Source organism: Streptomyces sp. CC228A, assembly GCF_021390935.1.
GTDB lineage: Bacteria > Actinomycetota > Actinomycetes > Streptomycetales > Streptomycetaceae > Streptomyces.
This window is the reverse complement of sequence record NZ_JAJPUI010000002.1, coordinates 605,555-620,428: the sequence shown is the minus strand read 5'-3', so window position 1 is coordinate 620,428 and position 14,874 is coordinate 605,555. Positions and strand designations below refer to the sequence as shown.

Annotated in this window: 5 protein-coding genes and 1 pseudogene; 5 read left to right on the top strand and 1 reads right to left on the bottom strand. The window is 76.0% G+C overall.

Going from position 1 to position 14,874, the window contains the following annotated elements; all coding sequences use genetic code 11:
* Nucleotides 1-262: 262 nt before the first annotated feature.
* On the bottom strand, nt 263-2,845 hold the full coding sequence (locus tag L6E17_RS08085) for a lysylphosphatidylglycerol synthase transmembrane domain-containing protein (protein WP_236240068.1): 2,583 nt from the start codon (nt 2,843-2,845) through the stop codon (nt 263-265).
* A gap of 605 nt (nt 2,846-3,450) precedes the next feature.
* Between L6E17_RS08085 and L6E17_RS08080 the strand changes: the two genes are divergently transcribed.
* The 5 genes and pseudogenes from L6E17_RS08080 (at nt 3,451) to nudC (ending at nt 14,774) form a co-directional block, all read left to right on the top strand.
* Entirely contained in the window at nt 3,451-3,873 is a 423-nt protein-coding gene (locus L6E17_RS08080) for an MGMT family protein (protein WP_308315859.1), read from the top strand.
* An 83-nt stretch (nt 3,874-3,956) separates the two neighbouring features.
* Nucleotides 3,957-7,730 carry an ATP-dependent DNA helicase gene (locus L6E17_RS08075; RefSeq protein ID WP_236240066.1) on the top strand — a complete coding sequence of 1,258 codons (3,774 nt, stop codon included), beginning with the start codon at nt 3,957-3,959 and terminating at the stop codon, nt 7,728-7,730.
* A 377-nt stretch (nt 7,731-8,107) separates the two neighbouring features.
* Nucleotides 8,108-12,089: pseudogene (locus L6E17_RS08070) on the top strand (UvrD-helicase domain-containing protein).
* A gap of 10 nt (nt 12,090-12,099) precedes the next feature.
* A complete protein-coding gene (locus L6E17_RS08065) occupies nt 12,100-13,518 on the top strand; it encodes a dipeptidase (protein WP_236240065.1) in 1,419 nt (472 codons plus the stop codon).
* Between the two features lie 308 nt (nt 13,519-13,826).
* Nucleotides 13,827-14,774 (top strand): NAD(+) diphosphatase, encoded by a 948-nt coding sequence (gene nudC / locus L6E17_RS08060; protein ID WP_236240064.1) that lies wholly within the window; start codon nt 13,827-13,829, stop codon nt 14,772-14,774.
* Nucleotides 14,775-14,874: the final 100 nt, after the last annotated feature.

Below are 14,874 nucleotides of genomic sequence, written 5' to 3'. Positions count from 1 at the left end.
GCTCGGGACCCCGCGTACGGGCCGTGTGGGCCCGAACGGCGACTGCCGGGACCGGCCGCGGGCCCCTGCGGAACCCGCCGGCCGGGCAGCCGCAGAGCGGCCGAAGCCGCCGACCGTACAGCAGGGGAACGCCTGCGGAGCCGTCGGCCGTACAGCGGGGGAACGCCCTGCGGAGCCGTCGGCCGTACAGCGGGGGAACGCCCTGCGGAGCCGCCCGGGAGGCGCCGGCGGACCTTCCGCGGGCGGGCCGCGCCCCGTCGGCCTAGAGCGAACCCTTCCGCGTCAGGTAGTTGAACGAGAACCAGCCCGGCAGCACCGGCAGCCACAGCGTCAGCAGCCGGTACAGCAGCACCGCCGGGGCCGCGACCTCCTTCGGCACCCCCGCGAGCAGCAGACCGCCCAGCAGCGCGCCCTCGACCGCGCCCACACCGCCCGGCGTCGGCGCGGCCGAGCCGATCGCGTTGCCCGCCAGGAACACCACGGCCAGACTCGCGTAGCTCAGCGGCTGCTCCCCGTCCGCGAAGGCGCGGATCGACGCGTCCAGGCACATCACGAACATCGCCGTGAGCAGCAGCATGCCGCCGATGCCCGTCAGCAGCTTCCCGGGCCGCTGCAGCACGTCCAGCATGCGCGGCACCACACCCGCGAACAGCGAGCGCAGCCGCGTCGACACGAACTTGCGCAGCACCGGGACCGCCGTCACCACCAGCACCAGCACCGCGATCGTCAGCAGACCCGCGATCACCGAACGGGACGGCGTCAGGTCGCCCTGCGACCGCTCCGTGCCCGTCAGATAGCCGAACGCCAGCAGCAGCAGGATGTGCGCGCCCAGGCCGAACAGCTGGGACGCGCCGACGCTCGCCACCGCCAGGCCCGGCCGTACGCCCGACCGCTGGAGGAACCGGGTGTTCAGCGCCACACCGCCGACCGCGGCCGGGGCGACGATCTTCACGAACGACCCCGCCACCTGGGCGGTCACCGTCCGCAGGAACGACACCCGCTCCGGGACGAAGCCCAGCAGGCTCATGGCCGCCGCCACGTACGTCAGCGCCGAGAAGACCGCCGCCGCCGTCACCCAGCCCCACGCCGCGTCGCTGATCGTCGACAGCGGGATGCTCGCGATCTGCGACAGCAGGAAGTACGCGGCGACCGCCCCGGCGATCAGGCTGATGAGCGTACGGGGCCTGATCCGCTCCAGGCGGACCGGCTCCACCGGCGCCTGCGGCCGGATCAGCAGCACCTGGCGGCGGATCTGCGCCAGCAGGTCCTCCTCGCGCGCCCCGTGCAGCGCGTCCTCCAGCGCCCGCTTCTCCGCCTGCTTCTCGGCGCGCTCCGCCTTGCGGTCCGCCTTGGCCTCCGCCGGCCCGCCGCCGCCCCCGGCCGCGGCGAGCCGCGCCTCCTTGGCGGCCTGCGAGGCCCGCAGCACGGCGTCCCGCTCCCGCTGCGACCGCTCCCGCGCCAGCCGCCGGAGCGTCGCCCGGCTCGACCGGCTCAGCGCGATCGGCTGCAGCAGCGGCAGGCAGTCGGCGACCTTGTCCGGGCCGAGCACCTCCACGGCCGCGGCCACCGCCCGCTCCGGGCCCACGCGCAGCCCCAGCGTCGTCAGCAGCTGCGCGATGTCCATCCGCAGCACCAGGTCGCCCGCCGCGATCTCCCCGCCCCGCAGGTCCGTGATGACCACGTTGCCGGAACGATCCACCAGCAGGGCGTCACCCGTCAGCCTGCGGTGCGCGATGCGCCGCGACTGCAGGGCCCTCACCTGCTCCCAGCAGCCCAGCACCACCCGGTCGGTGAGTTCCTCGTCCGCCAGGGCGTCCAGCGGGCGGCCCGCCCGGTGCTCGTACACCAGCATGACGGCGTCCGGCCCGAGCTCGGAGGTCGCGATCAGCTTGGGCGCGTTGGCGCCCGCCGCGATCGCCGCGTACGCCAGCAGCGCCTCCTGCTCCAGGGCCTGCCGCAGCGACTGGATGGACCGGCGGGTCGTGAAGCCGCGCAGCGTCAGCCGGCGCCACGCCCGGTAGAAGAAGCCGTGCGCCTGCTGCTCCCGGTCGACGACGGTGACGTCGAGCGGTGAGCCCTCCTCCAGGGTCACGATGTAGCGGCGGCCCCGGTCGCCCTGCTCGGCGGTCTCCGGTACCCCGGCCTCCGCGCGCCTCGCCGACACCGGGTGGAACCCGACGTGCCGCAGTCCGGCCAGCAGCGTCTGACCGGTGGGGCGGACGTTGGGCGACCCGACGGTGTAGAGCGTGCCGTACGCCACCGTGACACCGATGAGGACCGTCAGGATGATCGACAGCGGGGTCGTGTACCCGGCGACGAGCATGGTGAAGGCGTCGAGCAGCAGCACCACCCACAGGACGAACCGCCACCGCGGTCTCCTGGCCATGCCGACGGCCGACATGTACGCGATCACCGGCGCCAGGTAGCCGTGGACGGGGTCCGTGAGCCCGCCGCCGCTCTGCGGCTGGGTGAGCGCGTCCTGGATCGCGCTGGGCGCCGCCCGCGCCACCCACAGGTCCGTGGCGAGGGTCACCCCGTGCGCGAGCACGGCGGCGAGGACGCCGTCGGCGATGCGCAGGCCGTCCCGCTTGACGAGCCGCTCGATCGCGAACGCCACCGGGACCAGCAGCACGGCGATGCTGGACACCAGGCCGGCGAGCTTGACGAACACGTCGGGCGCCTGGCCGGTGCCCTTGCTGATGTCCTGCTCCAGGCCGGACGTCGTCCCGCTCGCGAACGCCGCGATGGCCAGGACGACGGCGATGGACAGCACGCCGACGAGCAGGCGCAGGAGGTCGGAGGGGCGGTGCACGCGGGCCGCGAGCAGCGGCTCGTCGCCGGACACGCGGTCGTGGTGCGCCGCTCCGGACGCACGGGCCCGCCGGCCGCCGCCGCCCGCGGCGGAACCGCTTCCGGCCGTTGGCCCGTCTGGTGGACCGGTCGGCGGGCCGGTCGGTGGACCGTGGGCCGCGGGTGCGCCGGCGGAGGAGTCGTGGGACGCCGGGGCGCCGGCGTCCCGTTCGGGCGGTGAGCCATGGGCGTGTGCGCCGCCGGTGCCCGCGTCGGCACCGGCGCCGGCGCCGGGGCCCGTAACGGCGTCGGTGGCGCCCCCGGTGGCGGCGGTCGCGTCGGCGGCGGCGGTGTCAGTGGGGTCGGTGGGGTCGGCGCTGCCGCCCGGGCCGTCGGCCGGCACCCGGCCGGAGCGGTCCTCGGCGGAGGCTGCCCCGGAGGTGCCGCCCGGGCGGTGCGCGGCGTCGTCAGGGCGCGGCTCGGCGTCGGGCGTGCTCGCCACATTCGAAGGCCGCACGTCCTGTCCCTTCGCGTTCGCTGTCTCTTCTTGGTCTCGTATCACCAGTCACCGCCCGGAAGATGGTGGCATGACCGGGAGGTACAGGGGGGCATCAGGGGGTGATGACCGCGCCGACCGCGTTGTCGGACCCGTGGTGCAGGATGGACCGGGTGGACCGGAAGACCGCCGAGGAGCACCCACCTGAGCAGACCGCGAAGCACCCCGACCGGCTGCCCGACTACGCGGAGCGCGTACTGGAGGTCGCGGAGCTCATCCCGCCTGGCAGGGTCATGACCTACGGGGACGTCGCCGAGTGGCTCGGTGCCGGCGGGCCCCGCCAGGTGGGCCGGGTGATGGCGCTGTACGGAGGCGCCGTGCCGTGGTGGCGGGTCGTCCGCGCCGACGGCAGGCTGCTGCCCGGCCACGAGTCGCGCGCCCTCGCCCACTACCGTGAGGAGGCCACGCCCCTGCGGGACGCCGCGCACGCCGACGCGACCCGTCTGCCGCGCATCGACATGCGGCGGGCCCGATGGGACGGCGGCACCGGGGGCGACGACGCCGGTGGTCCGTTGCCTCACAATTGACAGCTTCCGCCATACGGCGGGGCGGTGCCTCTCCACCACTGCTCCTCCACCCCCCAGCACACCCGTCAGGACCGGCGATCCACGTGAGCTCCTCCTCCAGCACCCGGCGAGCGCCGCACCAGGGGCACGAACCGGCGCGGCACCGGACCCCCGGCGCGTACCGGCTGGTGCGCACCCCGCCGGCCCCCGTCACCCCTCCCTCCCTGGACGCAGCGCAGCGGACGGTGGTTGACCACGCCGACGGACCCCTCCTCGTGCTGGCCGGGCCCGGCACCGGCAAGACCACCACCCTGGTGGAGGCGGTGGCGGCCCGCATCGAGCAGGGCGCCGACCCGGAGCGGCTGCTCGTCCTCACCTTCAGCCGCAAGGCCGCGGTCGAGCTCCGCGACCGCATGGCGGCCCGGCTCGGCGGCGCCCGCGCCCCGCAGGCCACCACCTTCCACTCGTACTGCTACGCCCTCGTCCGAGCCCACCAGGACGCCGACCTCTTCGCCGAGCCGCTGCGCCTGCTGTCCGGGCCCGAGCAGGACGTCACCGTCCGCGAGCTGCTGGCCGGCCAGCCGGAACTGGAGCGGGCCGGTCTCGCCCGGGTCCGCTGGCCCGACGAGCTCCGGGCCTGCCTCACCACCCGCGGCTTCGCCGACGAGGTGCGGGCCGTGCTCGCGCGCTCCCGCGAGCTCGGGCTGGGCCCGCGCGCGCTCGCCGACTTCGCGGAGCGCACCGGGCGGCGCGACTGGTCGGCGGCCGCGCAGTTCCTGGCCGAGTACCTGGACGTCCTCGACCTCCAGGGCGTCCTGGACTACGCGGAGCTGGTGCACCGGGCCGTGCTCCTCTCCCAGGAGGCGGAGCTGCCCTCGTACGACGCGGTCTTCGTCGACGAGTACCAGGACACGGACCCGGCCCAGGTCCGGCTGCTGCAGGCGCTCGCCGGGCGGGGCAGGACCCTGTACGCCTTCGGGGACCCCGACCAGTCCGTCTACGCGTTCCGGGGCGCCGACGTGAACGGCATCCTGGAGTTCCCCCGCACGTTCCGCCGCGCCGACGGCCGCCCCGCGCCCGTCGCCGTGCTGACCGCGTCCCGCCGCTCGTCGGCGCGGCTGCTGGCCGCGACGCGGCTCCTCACGCAGCGGATGCCGCTGTCCCGGCTGCCCGCCGACGCGGTGCGCGCGCACCGTGCGCTCACGCCCGTACGGGAGGGCGGCCGGGTGGAGGCGTACACCTTCCCCACGGCGTCGACGGAGCTCGACAACATCGCGGACATCCTGCGCCGGGCCCACCTGGAGGAGGGGGTGCCCTGGAACGAGATGGCCGTCCTCGTGCGCGCGGGCGGCCGCTCCCTGCCGCCCCTGCGGCGGGCCCTCACGGCGGCGGGTGTGCCCCTCGACATCGACGGCGCGGACGTCCCCCTCCGCCACGAGCCCGCCGTGGCGCCGCTGCTGACCGCCCTGCGCGCGACGGCCACAGCCGCCCTGCGCGCCACCGCCGCCTCCGCGCCGGCGGTACCGCCTGCGCCGCCTGTACCGGCGGTAGCGCCTGCTTCGGCTGTCCCGCCTGTACCTGCGGTACCTCCTGCTTCGGCTGCGCCGGCTGTCCCGCCTGTACCTGCGGTACCGCCTGCCTCGGCTGTCCCGCCTGCTCCGGCGGATGGCATGGACCCCGATGCCCCAGGCGAGGCCCCGCAGCCGACGGCCGTCCCCCCCGCCGACGCCCCCGATCCGGGTACCGACACCACTCACGGTGACGCCGCCGCCCACGGGGACCCCGCCCACGGTGAGGCCGCCGCTCACGGTGACCCCGCCCACGGCGACCCCGCCGTCCACGGGGACCCCGCCCACGCTCATGCAGACGCCGCCCACGGGGACCCCGCTCACGGGGACCCCGTCCACGGGGACCCCGTCCACGGGGACCCCGCCCACGGCGACACCGCCGCTCACGGCGACCCCGCGGGCGGGTCCGCCGGGGCGTCGGCCGCCGGCAGCGGCCGGCTCGACACCGAGACCGCGCTCACCCTGCTCGCCTCGCCCCTCGGCGGTATGGACGCCGCCGACCTGCGGCGCCTCGGACGCGCACTGCGCGACGAGGAGAGGGCGGCCGGCACCAAGGTGCCCGAGCCCTCCGACGTGCTGATCGCGCGCGCCCTCGCCGAACCCGAGCGGCTCGTGGTCCACGACCCCGCCTACGCGCGCGGAGCGCAGAACCTGGGCCGCCTCCTGCGCAAGACGCAGGAACTCCTCCTGGGCGGCGGCACCGCGGAAGAAGCCCTGTGGGAGCTGTGGAACGGCACCAACTGGCCCCACCGCCTCCACAGCGCGGCCCTCCGCGGAGGCGCCGCGGGCCGCAACGCCGACCGCGACCTGGACGCCGTCTGCGCGCTCTTCGACGCCGCCGCCCGCGCCGAGAAGCGCACCGGCGGGCGCGGCGCCCTGAACTTCCTCGAAGAGCTCGAAGCGCAGGACATCGCGGCCGACACCCTCGCCAAGCGGCGGCCCGTCCGCCCCGACGCCGTACGGCTCATGACGGCCCACCGCGCGAAGGGCCTGGAATGGAGCCTCGTCGTCGTGGCGGGCGTGCAGGAGGGGCTCTGGCCCGACCTGCGGCGCCGCGGCTCCCTCCTCGAAGCGGACCGCATCGGCCGCGACGGCCTGGCCGAGCCGCTGCCGCAGTCGGCCCTGCTCGCCGAGGAACGCCGGCTCTTCTACGTGGCCGCCACGCGCGCGAAGCACCGGCTCGTGGTCACCGCCGTGAAGGCGCCCGCGGAGGACGGCGACCAGCCCAGCCGCTTCCTCACCGAGCTCGGGGTCGAACCGGAGGACGTCACCGCCCGCCCGCGCCGCCCCCTCGCGGTCGCCGCGCTCGTCGCGGAACTGCGCGCCACCACCGTCGACCCGGACGCCTCGCCCGCCCTGCGGGACGCCGCCGCCCGCCGTCTCGCACGGCTCGCCGCGCTGACCGACCAGGACGGGCAGATGCTCGTCCCCGCCGCCCATCCGCACCGCTGGTGGGGACTCGACGAGCCCACGCGGTCCGCCGCGCCCCTCCGCGACCGCGACCGGCCCGTCACCCTGTCCGGCAGCGCCCTGGACCAGCTCGTCAACACCTGCTCCCTCCAGTGGTTCCTGGGCCGCGAGGTACGGGCGGACGCGCCCGCCACCGCCGCGCAGGGCTTCGGCAACGTCGTCCACGTCCTCGCCGACGAGGTCGCCTCCGGCCGCACCCCCGCCGATCTGGCCGTCCTCATGGAGCGCCTCGACCGCGTCTGGGGCGCCCTCGCCTTCGACGCCCCCTGGAAGTCCGAGCAGGAGAAGGCGCACGCCCGCGAGGCGCTGGAGCGCTTCCTGCGCTGGCACGTGTCGGACCGCGGCGGCCGCACCACCGCCGCCACGGAGCACGGCTTCGACCTCACCCTGGGGGCGGGGGAGTACCAGGTGCGGATCCGCGGCTCCATGGACCGCGTCGAACGCGACGAGCACGGCCGCGCGTACGTCGTCGACTTCAAGACCGGCAAGCAGACCCCCACCAAGGACGAGGTGGCCCGCCACCCGCAGCTCGCCGTCTACCAGCTCGCCGTCCGCGAGGGCGCCGTCGACGACGTCTTCGGCGGCGACCGTCCGGAGCCCGGCGGCGCCGAGCTCGTCCACCTGCGCCAGCCCGCCCCCAAGAAGGAGGGCGGCGACGCCCTCCCGCGCGTCCAACCGCAGGAACCGCCGTCCGGCGACTGGGTCGCGGACCTCCTCACCACCGCCGCCGGCCGCGTCCTCGACGAGCGCTTCACCCCCACCCCCGGCCAGCACTGCGCGAACTGCGCCTTCCGCTCCTCCTGCACGGCCCGCCCCGAGGGCCGCCACATCGTCGAGTAGCGCCCGGCTGTGACGTACCGCACGGACTGACCGGACGCCGAGCAGAACGAGCGCGGCCTCACCAAGGGCGAGGTCACCCAGGTCGGCGGCGCGCCCGCGCTCGCCCTCAGCAAGAAGAAGGGCGACCGGACCCTCACGTACTACGGGGCCGCCGAGGGCGACCCGTACCTGCTGAAGTACTCCGCCGAAGGCGGAAGGGAGCCCGGCTTCGTCGAGCTCTCCGCGTTCGGCACCGAGATCACGATCGTGGCGCCGCCGGTGGACGAGGTCGTCGACCCGGCGAAGCTCGGCGGCTGACGCTCCGCGCGTCCCCGCCCCGACCCCGCTCCGGGGCGTGACGGGGGCCGCTGTCAGCGGCCCCCGTTAGCCTTCTCCGGGTGACCGCGCGCATCACCGACCCCGAGCAGCTCAAAGAACTGCTCGGCATCCCCTTCACCCCGGAGCAGACGGCCTGCATCACGGCGCCGCCCGCCCCGCAGGTCATCGTGGCCGGAGCCGGCTCGGGCAAGACCACGGTGATGGCCGCACGGGTGGTGTGGCTGGTCGGGACGGGCCAGGTCGCGCCCGAGCAGGTCCTGGGCCTCACCTTCACCAACAAGGCCGCGGGCGAGCTCGCGGAGCGCGTCCGCACCGCCCTCGTCCGCGCCGGCGTCACCGACCCCGACCCGGCCGGCCCCGGCGACCCCCCCGGCGAGCCGCGGATCTCCACGTACCACGCCTTCGCCGGGCAGCTCCTCACCGACCACGGCCTGCGGATCGGCCTCGAACCCACCGCCCGCCTCCTCGCCGACGCCACCCGCTACCAGCTCGCCGCCCGGGTCCTGCGCGAGGCCCCCGGCCCGTACCCGGCGCTGACCCGCTCCTTCCCCACCCTCGTCAGCGACCTCCTGGCGCTCGACGCCGAGCTCTCCGAGCACCTCGTACGCCCCGAGGACCTCCTCGCCCACGACTCCGCGCTCCTCGCCGCCCTGGAAGCCACCCGCCTCGGCAACGCCGACCTCCGCAAGGTGCCCGAAGCCGCCGCGGCCCGCCGGGAACTCCTCGACCTCGCCGTCCGCTACCGCGCCGCGAAACGCGAGCGCGACCTGCTCGACTTCGGCGACCAGATCGCCCTGTCCGCCGAGCTCGCCCGCACCCGCCCCGAAGTGGGCGCGCTGCTGCGCGACGAGTTCCGTGTGGTGCTCCTCGACGAGTACCAGGACACCTCCGTCGCCCAGCGGATCCTGCTGTCCGGCCTCTTCGGCGGCGGCACCGGCCACCCCGTCACCGCCGTCGGCGACCCCTGCCAGGCCATCTACGGGTGGCGCGGCGCCTCCGTCGCCAACCTCGACGACTTCCCCGAGCACTTCCCCCACGGCGACGGCCGCCCGGCCACCCGCTTCGCCCTCAGCGAGAACCGCCGCAGCGGCGGCCGCCTCCTCCGGCTCGCCAACGGACTCGCCGCGCCCCTGCGCGCCCGCCACGCGGGCGTGGAAGCCCTCCGCCCCGCGCCCGGCGCCGAACGCGACGGCACCGTCCGCATCGCCCTGCTGCCCACCCACGCCGAGGAGATCGCCTGGCTCGCGGACTCCGTCGCCCACCTGGTGCGCACCGGCAAGGCGCCCGGCGAGATCGCCGTCCTGTGCCGCACCGCCACCGACTTCCCCGAGATCCAGGCCGCCCTCGTCGCCCGCGACGTCCCCGTGGAGGTCGTCGGACTGTCCGGGCTCCTGCACCTGCCCGAGGTGGCGGACCTCGTCGCCGTCTGCGAGGTGCTCCAGGACCCCGGCGCCAACGCCTCCCTCGTACGGCTCCTCACCGGGCCCCGGTGGCGCATCGGCGCCCGCGACCTCGCCCTCCTGGGCCGCCGCGCACGCCTCCTCGTGCACCGGGACGCGGAGGGCCCCGCCGACCCCGACGAGCGGCTCGCGGCCGCCGTGGAGGGCGTCGACCCGTCCGAGGTGGTGTCCCTCGCGGACGCCCTCGACACGTTCCTGGACTCGGGCGGGCACGACGACGGGCTGCCGTTCTCCGCCGCGGCCCGCGTCCGCTTCGCACGCCTCGCCGCGGAGCTGCGCGACCTGCGCCGCGGCCTGGCCGACCCCCTCATGGACGTCCTGCACCGCATCCTCGCCACCACCGGCCTGGAGGTGGAGCTGTCGGCGTCCCCCCACGCCCTCGCCGCCCGCCGCCGCGAGACCCTGTCGAACTTCCTCGACGTCGCGGCCCGCTTCGCGTCCCTCGACGGCGACGCGAGCCTCCTCGCCTTCCTCGGCTTCCTCCGCACCGCCGCCCAGTACGAGAAGGGCCTCGACAACGCCCTGCCCGGCGCCGGGAACACCGTCAAGGTGCTCACCGCGCACAAGTCCAAGGGCCTGGAGTGGGACGTCGTCGCCGTCCCCGGACTCGTCGCCGGCCAGTTCCCCAGCAGCAGGGCCCGCGAGGCATGGACCGCCCAGCCGCAGGTCCTCCCGCACGCCCTGCGCGGCGACGCCGACACCCTGCCCGCCATCGACACGTGGGACGCCCCGTCGCTCAGGGCCTTCAAGGAGGCCATGAAGGACCACCAGCACACGGAGGAGCTGCGGCTCGGGTACGTGACGTTCACCCGCCCCCGCAGCCTGCTGCTGGCGTCCGCCCACTGGTGGGGGCCCTCCCAGAAGCGCCGCCGCGGCCCGTCCGACTTCCTCCACGCGCTGTACGACCACTGCGCGGCCGGCCACGGCGAGATCGAGGCGTGGGCGGAGGAACCGGAGGAGGACGCGGAGAACCCGGCGCTCACCGCCGCCACCGCCGACCGGGTCTGGCCCCTGCCCCTGGACCCCGAGTCGCTGGCCCGCCGCCGCGCGGCCCGCGACACCGTGCTCGCCCACCTGGAAGAACTCCGCGACCAGCCGTACGACCGGGCGGCCCCCCCGCAGGGCGGCGCCGCGGCCGCCGACGGGGATGCCTGCTCGGACCGAGGCCCGTACCCCTGCCCGGATGCGGACGATGCCGCCGCGGCCCGCGCCCGGAGGAGCACCGCAGGGACCCGGCGCCGGGCCGTGGCCCCGCTGCGGAACCCGACACCGTCCTGTGGCCGGACGACCTCGACGACCCGTGGCCCGAGGAGGAGCCGTGGCCCGAGGACGCACCGGCATGGCCGGACGCCGACCACCCGGACACGCACCGCCCCGGGTACGAACCGCTGCACGGGGCGGGGCGAGGTGAGGAGACCCCTCCGCAGACGACCCTCCGGGCACGGTGACACGCTCGGGTGAGGCGGCCCCTCCGGGCACGGGGACACGCTCGGGTGAGGCGGCCCCGCCGGGCACGGTGACACGCCCCGGTGAGGCGGCCCGCCCCGGCACCGCGCCCCCGGACGGACCCCGAGCCGCCGCTGCCGGCCCCGCGCCCCGGGGCATGTCCCCGCACGCCCTGCCCCACCAGCGGGACCCGCAGTCGCCCGAGGAGGCAGCGGCAGCCGACGCCCCCGTTCCGGGCGGCGTCCCGGCCGCAGCCCTCACCCCTGCCCCGGCACAGCACGGAGCCGCCCCCGACGGCTCCCCGGTGCCTGCGCCGGTCCCGGAGGGCGGCGCACGACCGGCCGACGCCGCCGCGCCGTCCCGTGCTCCGGCACCCCGCCGCCACCGCACCCCGTCCGGCGCCGAGCCCCTCACCCCCGAGGAGGCCCGCACCGTCGCCTCCTGGGACCGGGACCTGGACGCACTCGCCGGCGAGCTGCTGCGCGCCCGCGCCACCACCCGTGACGTACCGCTGCCCGCGTCCCTCTCCGCGTCGCAGCTGCTGAGACTCGCCGCTGACCCCGACGGCTTCGCCGCCGAGCTGGCCCGCCCCATGCCGCAGCCCCCGCAGCCCGCGGCCCGGCGCGGCACCCGCTTCCACGCGTGGGTGGAGTCCCGCTTCGAGGAGCTGCCGCTGCCCCTGCTCGGGCCGGACGAGCTGCCGGGCGGCGACGTGTGGGCCGACGAGCCGGAGATCGCCGACGAACGGGACCTGGCCGCGCTCAAGGAGGCGTTCTCCCGCACCCCGTACGCCCGCCGGACCCCCCACCGGGTGGAGGCGCCGTTCCAGCTGACCCTGGCGGGCCGGGTGGTCCGCGGGCGGATCGACGCCGTCTACCGCGACCCGGGCACCGGTGCGTACGAGATCGTCGACTGGAAGACCGGCCGGCGGCGCACCGGCGACCCCCTCCAGCTCGCCGTGTACCGCCTGGCCTGGGCCGAGCAGCACGGGCTGCCGCCGGACGCGGTCACCGCCGCCTTCGTCTACGTGCGGACGGGTGAGGTCGTACGCCCCGCGCACCTGCCCGTCCGCGACGAGCTGGAACGCATCCTGCTCGGTGAGACGGCACCCGGGGCACCCTCCGGCGCCGGATAGGCTCAGGAGCATGAGCGACACCCCGGACAGCGCCGTCCAGACCGTACGGAAGTACATAGAGCAGCACCGCGCCGCCTTCCTCGGCGACCTCACGGACTGGCTGCGCATCCCCTCCGTGTCCGCGCAGCCCGAGCACGCCCCGGACGTGCGGCGCAGCGCCGAGTGGCTCGCGGCCCAGCTCAAGGCGACCGGCTTCCCCGTCGCCGAGGTCTGGGAGACCGACCCGGCGGGCGGCGGCGCCCCCGCGGTGTTCGCGCACTGGCCCTCCGACGACCCGGACGCGCCGACCGTCCTCGTCTACGGCCACCACGACGTGCAGCCGGCCGCCCGCGCGGACGGCTGGCACACCGACCCCTTCGAGCCCGTCGTCCGCGGCGGCCGGCTCCACGCGCGCGGGGCCGCCGACGACAAGGGCCAGGTGTTCTTCCACACCCTGGGCGTACGCGCCCACCTCGCGCTCACCGGCCGCACCGCCCCCGCCGTCAACCTCAAGCTGCTCGTCGAGGGTGAAGAGGAATCGGGATCGGTGCACTTCAGGGCGCTCGTCGAACGGGAACGCGCCCGGCTCGCCGCCGACGCCGTGATCGTCTCCGACACCGGCATGTGGAGCGAGACCACCCCCACCGTCTGCACCGGCATGCGCGGGGTCGCGGACTGCGAGATCGAGCTGTACGGGCCGGACCAGGACATCCACTCCGGGTCCTTCGGAGGGGCCGTCCCCAACCCCGCCACCGTCGCCGCCCGCATCGCCGCGGCCCTCCACGACGACGCCGAACGCGTCACCGTCCCCGGCTTCTACGACGGCATCGCCGAGCTCACCGACGACGAGCGCGCCCTGATCGCCGAGCTGCCCTTCGACGAGGCGGCGTGGCTGGCGACGGCCCGCTCCCACGGCACCCTCGGTGAAGCCGGATACTCCACGCTGGAACGCGTCTGGGCCCGCCCGACCGCCGAGGTCAACGGCATCGGCGGCGGCTACCAGGGGCCCGGCGGCAAGACGATCATCCCGGCCTCTGCCCGGCTGAAGCTGTCCTTCCGGCTGGTCGCCGGACAGGACCCGGCCCGCGTCGAGGCCGCCGTACGGGACTGGGTCGCCGCCCGCATCCCCGCCGGCATCCGCCACAAGACCACTTTCGGGGCGCCCACCCGGCCCTGCCTCACCCCGCTCGACCACCCCGGGCTCCAGGCGGTCACCCGCGCCATGAGCACGGCCTTCGACGGGGCGAAGATCCGCTACACGCGCGAAGGCGGCTCAGGGCCCGCCGCGGACCTCCAGGACGTGCTGGGCGCACCCGTGCTGTTCCTCGGCATCTCCGTACCGTCCGACGGCTGGCACGCACCGAACGAGAAGGTGGAGCTGGACCTCCTGCTCAAAGGCGCCGAGGCGAGCGCCCACCTGTGGGGCGAGCTCGCCGCCGCCCTGCGGTGAAGCCGCCCGCCGCGAGGGACTCCGCCGCGAGGGACTCCGCCGCGGTGCCGGAGCCCGGTACAGCGTTGAAGCCCGCCTCGGTGGAGGAGTCCGCGCCGGTGGCAGAGTCCGCCTCGGTTACGGAGTACGCCCCGGCGGAGGAGTCCGGCGCCCCACCGGGGCCCACCTCCCCACCGGAGCCCGCCACCGCGCCGGGTCCCACCACCGCACCGGGGCCCGCCACCGCACCGGAAACCGCCGCCGGCGGGGCACCCGCTGACGACCACGCCGACACACACACCCAGACACCGGGGGAGTTGGACGCACCAGTGAGCATCATCAGCAACGAGGCCGCTACCCGCCCGATCGGCCTCGCCGCCCCGAGCGGCATCGACCGCGCGGCCCACCACCGCCTCGACGAGGCGTGGCTGGCAGCGGCGTGGAGCCACCCCACCACCCGTGTCTTCGTGGTGTCCGGCGGCCAGGCACTCGTCGACGACATGCCGGACGGGCGCACCGAGCTCGTCATGACCCCGTCCTTCGAGGCGCCGCTCACCGAGACGCACCGCTACTTCCTCGGCCGGGACGCCGAAGGGGTCAGCTACTTCGCCCTCCAGAAGGACGCCCTCCCCGGCCGCATGGACCAGTCGGCACGCCCCGCCGGCCTGCGCGAGGCGGGGCTGCTGCTGTCCGCCCGGGACGCCGGGCTGATGGCGCACGCCGTCGCCCTGGAGAACTGGCAGCGGCTCCACCGCTTCTGCTCCCGCTGCGGCGAGCGCACCGTCATCGCCGCGGCGGGCCACATCCGCCGCTGCCCCGCCTGCGGAGCCGAGCACTACCCGCGCACCGACCCGGCCGTGATCATGCTCGTCACGGACGAGCAGGACCGTGCCCTCCTCGGCCGCCAGGTCCACTGGCCCGAGGGGCGCTTCTCGACGCTCGCGGGCTTCGTGGAACCCGGCGAGTCCATCGAGCAGTCCGTGGTCCGCGAGGTGTACGAGGAGGCCGGCGTGACGGTGGGCGAGGTCGCGTACGTGGCCAGCCAGCCGTGGCCCTTCCCCTCCAGCCTCATGCTGGGCTTCATGGCCCGCGCCACGTCCTCCGAGATCAACGTGGACGGCGACGAGATCGAAGAGGCCCGCTGGTTCTCCCGCGAGGAGCTGGCCGCCGCCTTCGAGACGGGCGAGGTCCTCCCGCCGTACGGCATCTCCATCGCGTCCCACCTGCTGGAGCTCTGGTACGGCAGGCCCCTGCCCCGCCCCGGCAGCCTGGGCTGAGCCCACCTGGGCTGAGCACGCCGCCCCGCAACGGCACAAGGCGTCGCGGCGCCACGCGAAAGCCCCCCGGCGGCCATGCTGCGCGGCATGGTCGTCAGGG

Coding starts and splice junctions, on each gene's coding strand:
- L6E17_RS08080 (WP_308315859.1), top strand. CDS start 3,451: ATGGACCGGGTGGACCGGAAGACCGCCGAGGAGCACCCACCTGAGCAG.
- L6E17_RS08065 (WP_236240065.1), top strand. CDS start 12,100: ATGAGCGACACCCCGGACAGCGCCGTCCAGACCGTACGGAAGTACATA.